Here is a 14,731-nt window from a genome sequence, read left to right as displayed (position 1 = left end):
GCGGGTCCGGGTCTCAGAGCGAGCGCGTCGCCGTCTCACCGGCGAGAATCGCTTCGACGGCGCGGATGTCGGTGACGCCGTGCGTGCCGTCCGGGTAGATCTTGCGGCCCGTGAGGAGTCGATCGGCGAAGTAGTCGAACTCCTCTTCCATCTGGTCGACGGAGTCGAAGTCGATGTCGGCCGTCTGATCGCCGCGCGCGACGGTGAGGCCGGCGTCGTTTCGGTTGAAGAAGGCGGGGTCGAGGGCGATTTCGCCCTCGGTGCCGACGATTCGGAGGAAGCCGGTCTCGTGGGCCCGTTGGCTCGCGGAGAAGGACGCGAAGACGCCGTCGGGGAAGCGGACGGTGAACGCCGCGCGCTCGTCGGGTACGTCCTCGAAGCCCTCGTGCTCGCTGTAGAGCATGGACTGGGCGGCGAGCGGGTCGGCGTCGAGGACGAAGCGCGTCGTGTTGAGCGGGTAGACGCCGAGGTCCGTGACGGAGGCGCCCGGGCCGGCGAGGTCGGGGTTCAGGCGCCACTGGTCGGGGTCGGAGAAGATGTCGCGCAGCAGCGACTGGCTCATGTGGCCGTGGACGTGCGCGACGTCTCCGACGGCACCCGCCGAAACGAGCTCGCGCGCCCGGCGGACGGCGGGATCGGTCTGCATCCGGTAGGCGATCATCAGCGGGACGTCTGCGGCCTCGCAGGCCTCGACCATCGCCTCGGCGCGCTCCGTCGAGGCCTCCATGGGCTTCTCGCAGAGCACGGGCTTGCCGAGCTCCGCGGCCGCCTCGACGGTTTCGAGGTGCGTGGCGTTCGGCGTGCAGACGTAGACGGCGTCGTAGTCCTCGGCGGCGACGCCGTCGCGGAACTCCTTGCTGGAGAGGCCGTGCTCGACGCCGAGATCAGCGGCGGCCGCCGCGGCTTTCTCCTTGCCGCGCGAGACGAGAGCGGTCGTCTCGCAGAGCTCGCTCGCGGTGACGGCGGGCGCGGCCTGATCGGTCACCCACCAGCCGACGCCGACCATGGCGAACCGCACCGGGCCGTCCGCGGCGGTGGCCGTCTGCCAGTCCCGCTCGTCGAACCCGTCGAGGAACGTCGTGAGGTCGCTCATGGCGCGCGACCGTGCGTAGTCGTCGTCTCGGTGCGTGTCGTCCGTCGCGTGACTGTCTCGATCATCGGTCTCGGGCCGGGGTCGACGCTCGCGGCGGGACGCGGCCCCGGCTGTCGCGTCCCGCGATCTATGCAGAATGATTAATTCAAAACCGGATAAGTATTACCATGCGCGGTATCGGCGTCCGAAATCCAGTCTGTAAATCCCATGTAGCTATATAAAACTAGATGTGTTCTCACGTGTTCGATGGAGTGAGTAATGTGCATTCCGCGAACGAGCCGTGTTTACCTACTGCGTGCGGAAGCCGTGACATCGTCAGAGCCTCGTAACTGTCTACGGGACCTCCCTCCGCTCATGCCGGGTATCTATCGCTTCGTCGTGGGTCGGGCGGGGGCTACTGCCCGTGCCGAGAAATCAATGTTAACGAACACGGAGAATGTGCTGTTTACGCCCCCACCGTCTGGATCCGGACATCATATGAACCGCATCACACATCGAAAATACCATTATCTTGACATCACTCGTATGTGATTCCGACACATTAATCCGATCCATGACGCGGTTTTAGGAACATGACAGTATACGGTTTTATTCGGTCGTACTTGAGTAGCATCTACCAGAGACTGAGTCTGGGTCGTTGAACACATGGCATCTGTAGCGCTTGTTCTCGCGGTTGCGCTGTTCGCGGCACTGTTCATGTCGTTCACAGTCGGGGCGAACAGTAACTCAGCCCCCGTGGCACCCGCCGTTGGTGCGAACGCGCTCTCAGTCCTCCGAGCGGCCCTCTTAGTCGGAGTCGTGGCCGGACTCGGCGCAATCCTCCAAGGAGGCAGTATCTCCGAAACGATCGGCAAAGACCTCGTGACGGGCGTGACGATTACGCCGCTTGCGGCAGCAGCAGCGTTACTTACTGCAGCGACACTCATCACGATCGGGAACACCTACGGATATCCGATTCCGTCAGCATTCACCGTCACGGGAGCGATGGTCGGGGCGGGTATCGCACTCGGAGGTGGGTTCGCCGTTCACGAGTATGTCGTCATTCTCGGGTTCTGGTTCGCGATTCCTCTCGTTGAGAGTGTCCTCGCGTACGGACTCGCGCGTGGCCTTCAGAGCGAATCCATACCCGAAGTCATCGGAATTCCCGTTCTCGGCGGAGCGGTCGGATACACGCTAGCTAACATCCAGCTCACCGTGATTCCGACAGCGAGCGGCGCACAGGGATCAGTCGCCCGATACCTCGCTACCGCGTATCACCTGCTCCCGACAGCCGTTGGTGGATCCTACACGCTCGGGATGGTCGCCGTGAGCGTCGCGTGCGGCCTCCTCGCACTCGTCGGGACACGTGCGCTGTTGTACCGCGACGAGGCGGCGGGTATCAATCAGTTTCTGATCGTGTTGGGTCTCGTCGTCGTGTTTACGAGCGGTGGCACGCAGGTCGGGCTCGCAACCGGGCCGCTCGAAACGGTCTTCGAAACGGATCTTCAGCTTCCGTCAGCCTACTTGCTCGCGCTCGGTGGTGGCGGGATACTCCTCGGGGCGTGGATCAGAGGGCCACGACTCGTGCAGGCCGTCTCGAACGAGTACGCCTCACTCGGGCCGCGACGATCAATCGCTGCCCTGATACCCGCGTTTCTGATCGCCCAACTCGCCATCGTTCTAGGGATCCCCATCTCATTCAACAAGGTGATGATCGCCAGCATCGTCGGCAGCGGCCTCGCCACGCGCTCGTCTGGAGGAAGTGGTGTCTCACCCCGAAAAGTCGGCGTCACGATCGTATCGTGGGTTGGATCAATGGTGGGTGCGGGTATCATCAGCTACGGACTATACGACCTACTGAACGCCGCTTCCGGCATGGGCTAGTCAGGAGACGACGTGATCGATGATCGCTTCCTCCGCGGCTCGAGTCTTCATCTCCTCCCACGTTTCGAACGCCGTCGTGACAGCGATGTACTCATTGAGTTGGTCACGAGGAGCACCCTCTAGGTCGCTCGCATCGTCAAGAGCCAATGGACTCTGCGCGCAGAACGTGTCGAAGGACTCGAATTCGGTGTGGTTGCGCATGAACTGCGGCGAAAAGAATACCTCCGACTGGACTTGTGTCCCCGTTTGCAACTCGCCGATTCGATCAACCGCGTCCCGAATCCTACTCTCGAGATCCTCCAGTCCGACGACCTGAAGGTCCATAGCAGACGTCTTTCCTCAATGCGCCTAAAGGCCACGGCCCCGCCGTGCGCTCCACCCTCACACGGCGGCGAGGCGGTCTCGGACGTCGCTCGCGTCGCGGGGCTCCTCGTGACGGATCGCGGCGCGGTCCCGGCCCGCCGGGCCCGACGATACCGACTCGGACGTACGACACGCCGCGCCCGGCGACGTAGTAAGGAGTCGACGACCGGCGCGGGCGGACGAGTGACCGGCGGACGTGCGCTCACACGGCGCTGCGGAGCACCGCGCGCGTCTGCTCGCGCAGCGACGGATCGGCGAGGACGACGCCGAGGTAGACGACGCCGCCGAGCGCGACGAGCGCCCCGAGGCCGATCGGCGTGGTGGGATCGACGACGCGTTCGGCGCCGAGCAGCGTGACGCCCATGGCGACGGCGGCGAGCGCGCACCAGCCGAGGTCGTGCGTGTTGGCACGCAGCGGTGTGAGTCGGGCAAGCGAGGCCCCGACGATCAGCGTGTGAACGACGACGGCGCTCGCGGTGGCGGCGGCGGCGCCGACAAGGCCGTAGCGCGGCACGAGTGCGAGGTTGAGCGCGACGTTCAGCGTCGCGGAGACGACGGTGGCGACGGCGCCCGCACGCGGGTGATCGAACGCGCGGACGGCGGCGTCGAGGACGACGTTCACGGCGGTGACGAGCTTCTCGGCGGCGAGGACGACGAACGCCAGCGCGGCGACGACGTACTCGGGGCCGAAGACGACGCCGAGGATCTCGCGACCGAGGAGGAAGACGCCGACGGCCGCGGGGATCACGAAGAACAGCGAGGCGGTGAGCGCGCTCCCGATCGTGTCGCGGGCGCGCTCGTGTTCGCCGCGGGTGTGCCACGCGCTCAGCTGCGCGAAGACGGTGTTCGAGACGGCGTTCGTCACGAGGAGGAGCATGGTCGTGACGCGCCACGCGAGCTCGTAGGCCGCGACGAACGCCGGCGCGAGGACGTAGCCGACGACGAGGACGTCCATCGTGTTGTAGACGTACCCTCCGAGCGCGCTGATCCCGTTGTACTTGGCGTAGCGGACGAGCGAGCGGAACTGCGCGCGGCCGGGGCGCGCGGGCCGCGTCGAGACGCGCGCCGCACCCAGGGCGCAGAGGACGAGATAGCTGCCGATGAAAGCGTAGACGAGCGCGCGGACGCCGTAGTCGAGTCCGACGAGGGTGACCGCGACGGCGACGTAGACGACGAGGCGAGCGAAGGAGAGGAGCGCGGTCTCGGCGACGCGGAGCTCCGCGCGGAGGACGTGGAGGGTGAGTAGGCCGAACTCGTAGACGAGGACCCCGGCGACGAGCGCGCCGGTGAGCGGCGCGCCGACGTAGCCGTCGATGACGGGCGCGAGAGGGTAGGCGAGCAGGACGAACGGACACAGCAGGGTGAGCTTGAGAACGAGGGCGGCGCCGAGGATCGCGCCGGGGTGTTCGCCCTCGCTGACGCGCTTTTCGACGGCGTCGCGGAGGCCGAAGTCGGCGACGGTGGCGACGGTGCTCAGGACGGCGTCGAAGAGGAAGAAGACCCCGAGCGCGCTCGCGCCGAGCACCCACGCGAAGTAGACGGTGCCCGCGAAGCCGACGAGCGCGCTCAGCGCCTCGACGGCCGTGAGGAGGACGCCGGCACGGGCGAAGTCGACCTGTCTGGCTTCGGGGACGACGACGCCGAGTGCGGGCGAGCGCGGGGCGAGCGAGTCGTGGTCGTCGCCGTCCGCGTCGCTCGCTCCGTTCATTCGCGCTCGCGGAGCGACGGGTGCGTGTTGATCGTGTGGACGAGCACCGCGGTGAACAACAGGAGGACGCCGAGGACAGTCGAGGCGCTCACGGCGACGGTGAGGCCGATGGGGACGGACCCGGTCGTGACGAAGCGCTGGACGTCGAGGACACCGAGGAGCGCGCCGAGGAGGACGCACATCGCGCCCGGGAGGCCGATGAGCACCATCGGACGGGTGCGTTCGAGGAGCCCGGCGAGGTTCCGCAGGAGCCCGAGTCCGTGTTCGAGCACGCCCTCGGTGCTCGTTCCCTCGAGGTCGTAGCGGATCGTCGTCGGCACCTCCGCGAACGTGTAGCGCTCGCGTTCGAGCGCGTAGAGGATGTCGGTGCTCGCCCACATGCCGTCGCCGATGTCGCGCGTCTCGGCGAGGGTGCGAACCGCCTCAAGCGTGTACGCCCGATATCCGCTCTGGGTGTCTCGCACCCACTCGTGCGGGAGGAAACGACCCATGCTGAGGTTCGTGAGGAGGTTCACCGTCCCGAGGCCGATCGCTCGGACGAACGGCATCTCGGTCGTCGCGCCGGCCATGAACCGATTGCCGACGACGACGTCCGCGCGGCCGTCGCGCTGGGCGGCGACGAGCGACGGGGCGTCCGCGGGGTCGTGCTGGCCGTCGGCGTCGAGCGTGACCGTGTACGCCGCGCCGCGGCGGGCGGCCTCGCGGAAGATCGTCTTCAGCGCGCCGCCGTACCCCCGGTTCCGGGCGTGCTCGACGACCGCCGCGCCGGCCTCGCGGGCGCGTTCCGCGGTGTCGTCTCCGCCGCCGTCGACGACGACGAGCACCTGATCGGCGTAGCGGCGGGCCTCGCGAACCACGTCGCCGATGGTCGCTTCGGCGCGGTAGGCGGGAATGGCGACGAGCACGTCGGGGCCGTCGGCGGGACGGGCGCTGCGCTCCGGGACGGCGCGGACCTCCCAGCCGTTCGCGGCGAACGCATCGAGCGTCCGGGCGTAGTCGATCCGGGGGCACGCGAGTGGCTGGTGGACGATGCCGGGGTGGCCGGCGGTGCGGGCCGTGGCGGCGAGCGCGCGCTCCCGAGCGCGTTCGGCCGGTTCGTCCTCGCTCGGCGTCGCGGGATCGACGAGGATCGCGCCGAGCTGCGTCGCGAACCGGGCGACCTCCGCGTCGGCGCCGTCGTGCGTGACGTAGACGCCGAAGCCGCGCGCGTGCGCTCGGAGGATCGTCCGGTAGACCGCGTCGGCGTGATCGTCGGTGGCGATCACGCCGATCGCGGGCATGTCGGTCCCGTCCTGAGCGGCCCGGACGCCGGCGACGACCGGCCCGTCGACAACGCTCGGCTCGCGCACGACGTCGGCGTCCGCGGGGCCGACGAGGGCGAGGGCGCGCCAGTCGCCGTCGGCGTTGGACCAGCGGACCGTGGGGTCGAAGACCGCACCGGTGGACGCGCCGACGTGTGCGATTTCGGCGACGGGAAGCGCGTGCTCGTCGGGCACGCCGCCGTCGAGCGCGTAGTGGAGCGCGGTCGTCTCGCCCGGCGCGAGCGCGAGAGTGGCCTCGAGTCGGCCGCCGAGGAGTTCCGTTTCAGTGGTCGCGGCGAGTCGCCGCTCGGGCGGGAGACGGTCGACGATCCGCGCGACGACGGGGTTCGCCGCCGTCGAGCGGACGACGAGGCGGACGAGGGGGCGGGTGACGCCGTCGGTGATCACCGACTTCTCGACCGTCACGTCGGCCGCGATCGGCCCCGTCACGCCGTCACCCCCGTCGGCGGCACGGGCGTCGGGGTCCGCGTCCCGTCGGGCCTGTTCGCCGCCGTCAGCGTGATCGCGTTCGTCCCCGCGCTCGCCGCCGCGTCGGTGCCCCCGACCGCGACCCAGCGGTGGAGTTCGGCGTCGGCGTTCGCCACGGTCGGATCGGCGGGGACGCCGCCGCGGTAGACGAGGAAGACGAGTCGGGCGTTCGACGCGGGCTGAGTCGGTCTGACGGGGACCACCACGACCGCGGTCGAGTCGGCGTCGACCGATCGCGTCTGTCGCCCGACGACCTCCCGACTCCGCGGATCGGGGAGCGTCGCGTCGTCCGTGGCGTTCGGAGCGTACGTCTCGAGGGCGGCGACGACGGTCGCGTTCGCGGGCTCCGAGTCGGGGTTCGAGACGGCGACGCGATAGGGGGCGGTCGCGTCGGCGGTGAGCGTGCGGGCGTCGCTCCCGTTCGCGGGCGCGAGGAGCGCCGCGCTCGTCGGTCCCGGGTCCGCGGCGTTCGCGTCCGCGTAGACGACGCCGCCGGTCGCGACGAGCGCGACGACGCACGCGCCCGTGAGCACGGCGTCGGTTCGCGTCCCGTGGCTCCACGTGCCGAGACACGACAGCGCGGCGCTCGGATCGACGCCGAAGGCGTCCGTGCGCCGCCGGCGGCGGTTCCACGCGGTCCCGAGGAGCACGGCGACGAGCGCGCTCACGCCCGCGGCGACCGGGAGCGCGGCGAAGCGACCGAGGAGGGCGAGCGGGAGGGAGACCGACGCAACGACGGCGGCGCTCCCGCCCAGCGAGAGGGCGAGTCGCCCGAGCGTCGACAGCCGCGGATCGTCCGGTCCCTCCGTGACGGACGCACCGAGCGAGGCCGCGCGGCCGGGATAGCACGCCGCGACGAACGCGTAGCCGGGCGCGAGGAGGAGGACCGGGAGCGTAAGGGGGCGAAGCGGCGCGAGCGCCGGAACGAACGCGACCGCGGGAACGAGCGCGGACGCGACGGCGACGCAGAGGAGGTCCCCGTCCGTCGATCCGTCCCCGCGTTCGAACATACCGAGAGCAGTCGACGCGCGGGGGCAAAAGTCCGCCGGTCACGGCGGCTCCGAGCGGATCGACCCGCGCCCGTCCGGCAACAGCTAAGCCGCCGGCCGCCGTCGGGGCGACGTGTGACTCGGCGACGGAACGCGGACGGCCGCGAGCACGGGAGGGACGAACGGTGAGCGGCCGGTATCGACGGGGGGCGCTCGCGGCGCTGTTCGGCGTCTGCTGTCTCACGATCGCCGTCGAGCTGCCGGCGTTTCGGCCCCCGACGGGTGGCTGGCGCGCCGACGTGCTCGTCGTCGGCGGCGTCGCGTTCGTCGCCGGCGTCCTCGATATCGTGCTCACGCCCGGCGGCGCCGTCCCGCGATCGGTCCCGGCCGCGATGCAGGCCGCCCGGAACGCGGACGTCAGCGAGCGCATCGACGACGACGCGACGCCGCGATACGCGTCGAGCGACGGTGGCGTTCGACTGCTCGTCGACGGCGCGACGCTCTCGCCCGTCGGCGTACATCTGCTCGCGGCGATCGAGCGCGATCCCATCGGGGGCGCGACGGCCCCGGAGACCGTGACGGCGCGCCTCGCGGACGTCGCTACCGGACGGTTCGAGCTCGCGGGAGACGTGCGTCCGGTCGAGACGGACGGCGTCGCCGCCGTCGTCGTCACCGACGCGATCGGCGATCCGGCGGCCGTCGACGCGCCCGTCGCGTCGCTGCTCGCGGTCGGATTGGTCCGCAGCCGCGACGAGGCGCTGACCGTCGACGCCGAGGCCGAGGCCGACGGGCGCGTTCGGCTGACGTACCGCTCCGAGTAGCGCGAGCGGCGATGAGGAACTACGAGTAGGCGAGCGACGGGTCGAGCGTCCGGGCGACCGTCGCGACGTGCGTCGCCCCGAGGACGACGACGAGGAGCGCGCCGAGCAGGAGGATCCAGCGGAGGCGCGCGCGCCACGGCGGGCGGGCGTACACGGGGGCCGTGAACTCGGCCGCGAGGAGGAGCGCGAGCAGCGACGCCACGACCGCCACGGGGAGCGTGAGGGCGTCGCCGAGCGCGAGTGCGACGAGCGCGACGAGCGTCAACGCGGCGTGCTGGCGGACGAGGCGGCGCTGTCGCGGCGTCGGCATCGATCCGACGGTGGGGCGGCGGCGGCTTAATACCCGCCGGTACCGATGGCACGCGTTATGTCGGCGGCCGTAGTAGTGTCGAGCGATGTGGCCGTGGGCACACCTCGGACTCGCGTACGTCGCCTACCTGTTCGTGCGACCGCGGGCGTGGTGGCGCGCGGATCGGCTGACGCTCGGCGCGCTCGTGCTCGGCACGCAACTCCCCGATCTGATCGACAAGCCCGCCGCGTGGGTGTTCGGCGTCCTCCCCTCGGGGCGTTCGCTCGCCCACTCGCTCGTCTTCGTCCTGCCGTTGCTCCTGATCGTCGCGGTCGTCTGCCGGCGGCGCGCGCGCCGGGAGGCCGGCGTCGCGTTCGGCTTCGGCGTCCTCTCCCACCTCGTACTCGACGCCCTCGGGCCGTTCCTCGCCGGCGACTACGGCGAGCTCGGCTTCCTGCTGTGGCCGCTGACGCCGCCGCCGCCCTACGACGAACCGGGGAACCTCGGCGAGCTACTCACGGCCGTGCTCGGCACGCAGTTCTCGCCGGCGTTCGCGCTCCAGCTCGCCGTCGGCGCGCTCCTCGGAACGGTCTTCTGCTACCACGTGTGGCGCGCCGGCAGCGCGGGCACCGGCGACGACCCCGGGCGCCGGCGTCGGCGATAGGGATTTCCCGGCCGGCGTCGAACGCGCCGTATGGCTCGACTCTCAGAGGCGACGGCGCTCGTGACCGGCGGCGCGGGATTCGTCGGCGGCCACCTCGCGCACGCCCTCGGCGAGCGCGGCGCGACGGTCCGCGTCCTCGACGACTGCTCGACCGGCACGCGCGAGCGCGTCCCCGCCGACGCGACGTTCGTCGAGGGCGACGTGCGCGACGACGCCGCGGTCCGCGAGGCGATGGCGGGCGTCGACGTCGTCTTCCACGAGGCCGCGATCGTCAGCGTCGAGCGCTCCGTCGAGGACCCCGAGGCGACGCACGCGGTGAACGTCGACGCGACGCTCGGCGTGCTCGACGCCGCGCGCGAGGTCGGTGCGCGCGTCGTCTTCGCCTCTAGCGCGGCGATCTACGGCGCGCCCGAGACGACCCCCGTTCCCGAGGACGCGGCGAAGGAACCGAGCTCGCCGTATGGCCTCGAAAAGCTCTCCGCCGACCACTACTGCCGGCTCTACGCCGACCTCTACGGCGTCGAGACGGTCGCGCTGCGCTACTTCAACGTCTACGGGCCGGGTCAGCGCGGCGGCCCGTACAGCGGCGTCATCACGACGTTCGCCGAGCAGGCCCGCGCGGGCGGTCCGATCACGGTGCAGGGCGACGGCACGCAGACGCGCGACTTCGTCCACGTCTCCGACGTCGTGCGCGCGAACCTCGCGGCCGCGACGACCGACGAGACCGGCGCGGCGTACAACGTCGGGACGGGGCGAGCAGTCGAGATCCGCGAGCTCGCCGCGCTGATCCGCGATCGCGTCGCGCCCGAGGCCGAAGTCGTCAACGGTGACGCCCGCCCGGGCGACATCCGCGCCAGCGTCGCCGACGTCTCGAAGGCCCGCGCGGAGCTCGGGTTCGAGGCCGAGACGGCGCTGGCTGACGGGCTCGATGCCCTGCTCGGTTAGGCCGCCGCTTCGAGGAGCGCGCGCGCCTCCTCGAAGGCCTCGTCCGCGCGGGCGTCGTCACGGGCCTCGGCGGTGACGCGGACGATGGGCTCCGTTCCGCTCGGACGGAGGAGGAACCACGCGTCGCCGAGATCGACGCGAACGCCGTCGAGCGTGTCCACGTCGTCGTAGGCCTCGCGCACCGTGTCGTGCAACCGCTCCATGACGCCGAGTTTGTCCGCGACCTCCCGGCTCGCTCGCCGGATGGGGTACGACGGGAAGGCGGCGACGCGCTCCGCGAGTCCGGGTCCGTCGGCGACGAGCTCGACGAGCTTCGCGGCGGCGAGCGGGCCGTCCGGGCAGAGGGTGTCGTCGGGGAAGATCCACGCGCCGCTCGGTTCGCCGCCGAACGCGGCGTCCTCGGCGACGGCGCGCTCGGCCACGTGGACGTCGCCGACCTCGGTGTAGACGACGTCCGCGCCGACGTCCGCGAGCGCGTCGGCGACGAGCATGCTAGTGTCGACCGGGACGGCGACGCGGTCGCCGGCGTCGGCGAGCGCCGCGGCGAAGACGGCGAGGAGGGCGTCGCCGGAGACGAAGTCGCCGTCGGCCGTGACGGCCATCATCCGGTCGGCGTCGCCGTCGTGCGCGAGCCCGAGGTCGGCGTCCGTGGCCGCGACGAGGTCGCAGAGGGACTCGCAGTTCGCGGCCGTCGGCTCGCTCGGCCGGCCGGGAAAGCGCCCGTCCGGCTGGGCGTTCAGCGTCTCGACGTCGCAGCCGAGTTCGACGAGCGCGTCGACGGACGCGGCGCCCGCGCCGTTACCGAGGTCGACAACGACGCTCGGGGCGTCCGCGGGGTCGATGGTCACCGAGTCGGTGATGGCCGCGACGTGGCGCTCGCGCGCGTCCGAACGCTCACGGCGCGCGCCCGTCTCGTCCCACGCGGCGAGGTCGTACTCCTCCGCGATGAGGCGCTCGACGACGGCGTCCTGCATCGCGCCGTCGAAGGCCTGTCCGGAGGGCTGCCAGCATTTCAGCCCGTTGTACGCGGGCGGGTTGTGCGAGGCCGTCACGGCGACGCCGGCGTCCGCGTCGTGCCACGCGACGGCTCGCGCGACCGTCGGCGTCGCGGCCGGCCCGAGGTCGACGACGTCACAGCCGCACTCGGCGAGGCCGGCGGCGAGCGCGTCCGCGAGCACGGTGCCGCTCGGTCGCGGATCGCGCCCCACGACGACCGTCTCCGCGTCCGCCGCGAGCGCGCGCCCGACGTGTAACGCGAGGTCGGCCGTGACGTCCTCGCCGACGCGCCCGCGGATCCCGCTCGTACCGAAGTAGCTCCGTCGTTCCATGGCTCGACCAACGCGACCCCGGGTGGTAACGGTTTCCCGGCCACCGGCAGGGTTTTGCGCTCGCCCGCGGTGGGTCGTGGTATGCCGACGCGTCGCCGTCTCGTGTTCGCGCTCGCCGTCCTGGCGTGCTGCGTCGTCGTCGGGCTCCTCGCCGCGCTCGCCGCGCTGGACGTCCTGCAGCCGCCGACGGCGATCCGCTCGACGTACGCGCTCGCCGGTGCCGTCATCGCGCTCGTCGCCTACGCCGCGACGGGAGGCGAGCGCGAGCGGCGCGCGTTCCTCCCCGCCTCCGTCGCGTCGAAGCTCGTCGTCGTCGGCGGAGCGGGATCGATTATCGCCACGGTCGAGCTCGGCTCGCGGCTCCTCCCCGTCGTCGCGTTCCTCCTCGTCGCGTACGTGCTCGTCGCCGACCAGCTCGCGGCCGACGACCCCGACCCCGGCCCGACGCTGCTCGCGCTCACGACCACCTTCGCCGTCCCCGTCATCGCCAAGTACCTCACGACCGGGTTCTACTTCGGCGGGACGGACGTCTTCGCGCACGTCGCCGCGCTCGATCGCCTGCTCTCGACGGGACGCAGCGCCCTCCTCCCCTACGGCTACGACCTCTTCCCCGTCTTCCACCTGTTCACCGGTACCGTGACGTTCGTCACCGGCTTCGTCCCGTACGACGCGATCGTCCTCACCGGCGTCCTCACGTACGCGGCGCTCGTGCCCGTGACGTACCTCGTCGGCGTCCGCCTGCTCGGCGACCGGCGGATCGCGCTCTGCTGCGCCGCGGCGTTCACGATACTCGACCTCCCGGCGTACGACGCGCTCTACTTCTTCCCGCAGTCGTTCGCGCTGGCGCTGCTCGCAGTCGGCTTCTACGCCGTCCTCGCGCGGCGTGCGGTCGGTCACACGGCCCGTCGGCGCGAACACGCCGCCTACGCGCTCGCCCTCGTCCCGACGCTCGTCCTCGCACACCACCTCACGTACGTCCTGCTCGTCGGCCTCATCGTCGCGGTCGCCGGCGTCTCGGTTCTCCGCGGCGTCCTCGCGGGCCGCCTCGGGTGGGACGCGCTGGCGACGCGGCCGTGGGAGTGGGCGCGCCTCCGGTGGACGTTCCCGATCGTCCTCGGTCTGCTCTGCGTCTTCGCCTACCTCGTCTACTCGCCGAGCCTGATGCTCTACGCGATCGTCGCCATCGCCGCGCAGGTGCTCGGGGACGCGGTGAGCGCGGCGTCGTCGGTCGTCTTCAGCTACGGGGCGACGCTCCCGTCGGACTCGGTCGGGCGCGCGCTCGCGTGGCTGGCCACGCCGGTCGGGGTCTACGCGTCGCTCACCACCGCCGTCCTCCTGCTCGGCGGCTACGAGTTCCTCGAACGCACCGAGACGTACGCTCGCGGCGCGAGCGTCGTCGCCACGGCGTTCGTTCTCGCCACCGTCCTCCTCCCGCTCCCCGTGGCGCTCCCGCAGGGCGAGCGCATCCAGTTCGTCGTCGTCCTGCTCGCCGTCTTCCCGATCGGGCTCGGCCTCGCGCGCCTCCTCCGGGCCCGGCCTCGCTACCGCGTCGTCCTGGTCGCCGCCGTCGTCCTCGTCGCGGCGTTCGGAAGCGCGGGCGCGTTCACCAGATCGAGCGCCGACGATCTCGATGGTCCACCCGTCTACGTCGAACAGCGGGGCGCGCAGGTGGCGATGAGCGACGCCGAGTACGCGGCCGTCGGCGACGTCGCGGCCTACCTCGCGGACACGAACGGAACGGCGGCCGCGGATGTCGTGATGCGGCGCGCGCTCGCGTCCGTTCAGGGCCCACCGGATGCGCGACCGCGCGTCGGCGCGCTGAACGCCACCGCCCGTGGCCTAACCGCGCCCGCGCCCACCGACCGCGTTATCGTCCGTGACGCGTGGACGCGACACTTCGTCCCGACGGCGGAGAGCGACGTCGCCGTCTCCGCGCAGCTCCAGTGGTACACGGTCTCCGAGGAGCGCTATCGGCACGCCCTCGCCACGCGCGACGTCGTCTTCAGTAGCGACGGCGTCCACGTCGTGGAGACGCGCGAGGGCGACGCGCTCTTCGGCAACGGGACCGCGCCGACCGCGGGTCGGCCCGACTAGAACGGCAGGTACGTCCGGGCGAGCGCCGCGAGCGTGTGAGGGTGGAGGCTGATTCGGAGCGCCCGCAGGTAGTACGTCCGCGCGCGCCGAGCGTCGCCGTCCGCCGCGTGCGCCCGCCCGACGTCCGTGTACAGCTGCGTGTAGTAGATCGGGAGGTAGGGCTGGGCTTCGGGGACGCGTTCGCTCACCCGGTAGACGAAGCGCTTGGACTGCGCGAGGTACTCCTCGACGGCCATCCCGCGCGCGGTGACGCTGTCGGCGTGCTCGCGGTGCGCGAAGAGATCCGGGCGCAGACAGACGCCGGCCTGCGTCGCGGCCGTCAGGACGTAGAGGAGGTCTTCGCCGCGTTCGAGATCGTCGTCGAAGCGCGCATCGATCCGCGCGGTGTCGACGAGCACCGAGGACATGAGAGAGGTGAGATCGCCGACGAAGACGTCGTAGACGAAATCGTCCATCGTGCGTGAGTCGCCCTCGACGCAGAGGCCGGCGTCCGCCTCGCGCATCGCGTCGAGCTGGCGGACGAGCTTGTCGTCGTGCCACGTGTCGTCGGCGTCGAGGAACGCGACGTGGCGATGGCTGGCCCGGTCCAGTCCCTCGTTGCGCGCGGCCGCGGGGCCGTCGTCGCCCGCGACGACGAGGGGTTCGGTCTCGACGGCCTGCGCCTCCACCGAGGCCGTCGCCTCCTCCAGCATCCACTCGGGGGTGTACTGCTCGCTGTACGGGATCACGACGGAGACGGGCGGGTAGTCGGACACGGGCGTTCGGGTGAGGGGAGGACGGGACG

General features: G+C 71.2%; 13 protein-coding genes. 5 read left to right on the top strand and 8 right to left on the bottom strand.

The features are described from left to right. Positions 1 to 13: 13 nt before the first annotated feature. A complete protein-coding gene (gene gfo6 / locus IEX91_RS08505; protein WP_188878318.1) occupies positions 14 to 1,093 on the bottom strand; it encodes a D-xylose 1-dehydrogenase Gfo6 in 1,080 nt (359 codons plus the stop codon). Between the two features lie 645 nt (positions 1,094 to 1,738). On the opposite strand from gfo6, the gene IEX91_RS08500 reads away from it, so the two are divergent. Further along, entirely contained in the window at positions 1,739 to 2,956 is a 1,218-nt protein-coding gene (locus IEX91_RS08500) for an inorganic phosphate transporter (RefSeq protein ID WP_188878316.1), read from the top strand. On the opposite strand, the gene IEX91_RS08495 is transcribed toward IEX91_RS08500, so the two are convergent. The 4 genes from IEX91_RS08495 to IEX91_RS08480 all read right to left on the bottom strand — a co-directional run bounded on the left by IEX91_RS08495 (position 2,957) and on the right by IEX91_RS08480 (position 7,827). Then, complete coding sequence (locus IEX91_RS08495) at positions 2,957 to 3,280, bottom strand: hypothetical protein (RefSeq protein ID WP_188878314.1); 324 nt, start codon at positions 3,278 to 3,280, stop codon at positions 2,957 to 2,959. Positions 3,281 to 3,521: 241 nt separating this feature from the next. Then, positions 3,522 to 5,027 (bottom strand): oligosaccharide flippase family protein, encoded by a 1,506-nt coding sequence (locus IEX91_RS08490; RefSeq protein ID WP_188878313.1) that lies wholly within the window; start codon positions 5,025 to 5,027, stop codon positions 3,522 to 3,524. Continuing rightward, positions 5,024 to 6,778, bottom strand: a complete 1,755-nt coding sequence (locus IEX91_RS08485) for a glycosyltransferase family 2 protein (protein WP_188878312.1) — start codon at positions 6,776 to 6,778, stop codon at positions 5,024 to 5,026. The genes IEX91_RS08490 and IEX91_RS08485 overlap by 4 nt, the downstream gene beginning before the upstream one ends. After that, the gene (locus IEX91_RS08480; protein WP_188878311.1) at positions 6,775 to 7,827 is read right to left on the bottom strand and encodes a DUF1616 domain-containing protein; all 1,053 of its coding nucleotides are present in this window, start codon (positions 7,825 to 7,827) and stop codon (positions 6,775 to 6,777) included. The genes IEX91_RS08485 and IEX91_RS08480 overlap by 4 nt, the downstream gene beginning before the upstream one ends. 164 nt (positions 7,828 to 7,991) lie before the next feature. Between IEX91_RS08480 and IEX91_RS08475 the strand changes: the two genes are divergently transcribed. Then, the gene (locus tag IEX91_RS08475; RefSeq protein WP_188878309.1) at positions 7,992 to 8,627 is read left to right on the top strand and encodes a hypothetical protein; all 636 of its coding nucleotides are present in this window, start codon (positions 7,992 to 7,994) and stop codon (positions 8,625 to 8,627) included. Positions 8,628 to 8,646: 19 nt separating this feature from the next. Here IEX91_RS08475 and IEX91_RS08470 read toward each other — a convergent pair whose 3' ends face one another. Next, positions 8,647 to 8,937 carry a hypothetical protein gene (locus tag IEX91_RS08470; RefSeq protein ID WP_188878308.1) on the bottom strand — a complete coding sequence of 97 codons (291 nt, stop codon included), beginning with the start codon at positions 8,935 to 8,937 and terminating at the stop codon, positions 8,647 to 8,649. An 85-nt stretch (positions 8,938 to 9,022) separates the two neighbouring features. Between IEX91_RS08470 and IEX91_RS08465 the strand changes: the two genes are divergently transcribed. Both IEX91_RS08465 and IEX91_RS08460 read left to right on the top strand, forming a co-directional pair. Further along, positions 9,023 to 9,580 (top strand): metal-dependent hydrolase, encoded by a 558-nt coding sequence (locus IEX91_RS08465; RefSeq protein ID WP_188878307.1) that lies wholly within the window; start codon positions 9,023 to 9,025, stop codon positions 9,578 to 9,580. A gap of 30 nt (positions 9,581 to 9,610) precedes the next feature. Further along, complete coding sequence (locus IEX91_RS08460; RefSeq protein ID WP_188878306.1) at positions 9,611 to 10,525, top strand: NAD-dependent epimerase/dehydratase family protein; 915 nt, start codon at positions 9,611 to 9,613, stop codon at positions 10,523 to 10,525. On the opposite strand, the gene glmM is transcribed toward IEX91_RS08460, so the two are convergent. Next, the gene (gene glmM / locus IEX91_RS08455) at positions 10,522 to 11,853 is read right to left on the bottom strand and encodes a phosphoglucosamine mutase (protein WP_188878305.1); all 1,332 of its coding nucleotides are present in this window, start codon (positions 11,851 to 11,853) and stop codon (positions 10,522 to 10,524) included. The two genes, IEX91_RS08460 and glmM, sit on opposite strands and share 4 nt — an antisense overlap. An 81-nt stretch (positions 11,854 to 11,934) precedes the next feature. Between glmM and IEX91_RS08450 the strand changes: the two genes are divergently transcribed. After that, the gene (locus IEX91_RS08450; protein WP_188878303.1) at positions 11,935 to 13,947 is read left to right on the top strand and encodes a hypothetical protein; all 2,013 of its coding nucleotides are present in this window, start codon (positions 11,935 to 11,937) and stop codon (positions 13,945 to 13,947) included. Here the strand turns inward: IEX91_RS08450 and IEX91_RS08445 are convergent. Next, complete coding sequence (locus IEX91_RS08445) at positions 13,944 to 14,702, bottom strand: glycosyltransferase family 2 protein (RefSeq protein ID WP_229772828.1); 759 nt, start codon at positions 14,700 to 14,702, stop codon at positions 13,944 to 13,946. The genes IEX91_RS08450 and IEX91_RS08445 overlap by 4 nt on opposite strands. Between the last annotated feature and the right edge of the window lie 29 nt (positions 14,703 to 14,731).

The sequence above is a fragment of the Halarchaeum nitratireducens genome (genome assembly GCF_014647155.1).
GTDB classification, from domain to species: Archaea; Halobacteriota; Halobacteria; order Halobacteriales; family Halobacteriaceae; genus Halarchaeum; species Halarchaeum nitratireducens.
The sequence above is the reverse complement of the archived record's forward strand: the minus strand, read 5'-3'. Positions and strand labels throughout refer to the sequence as shown.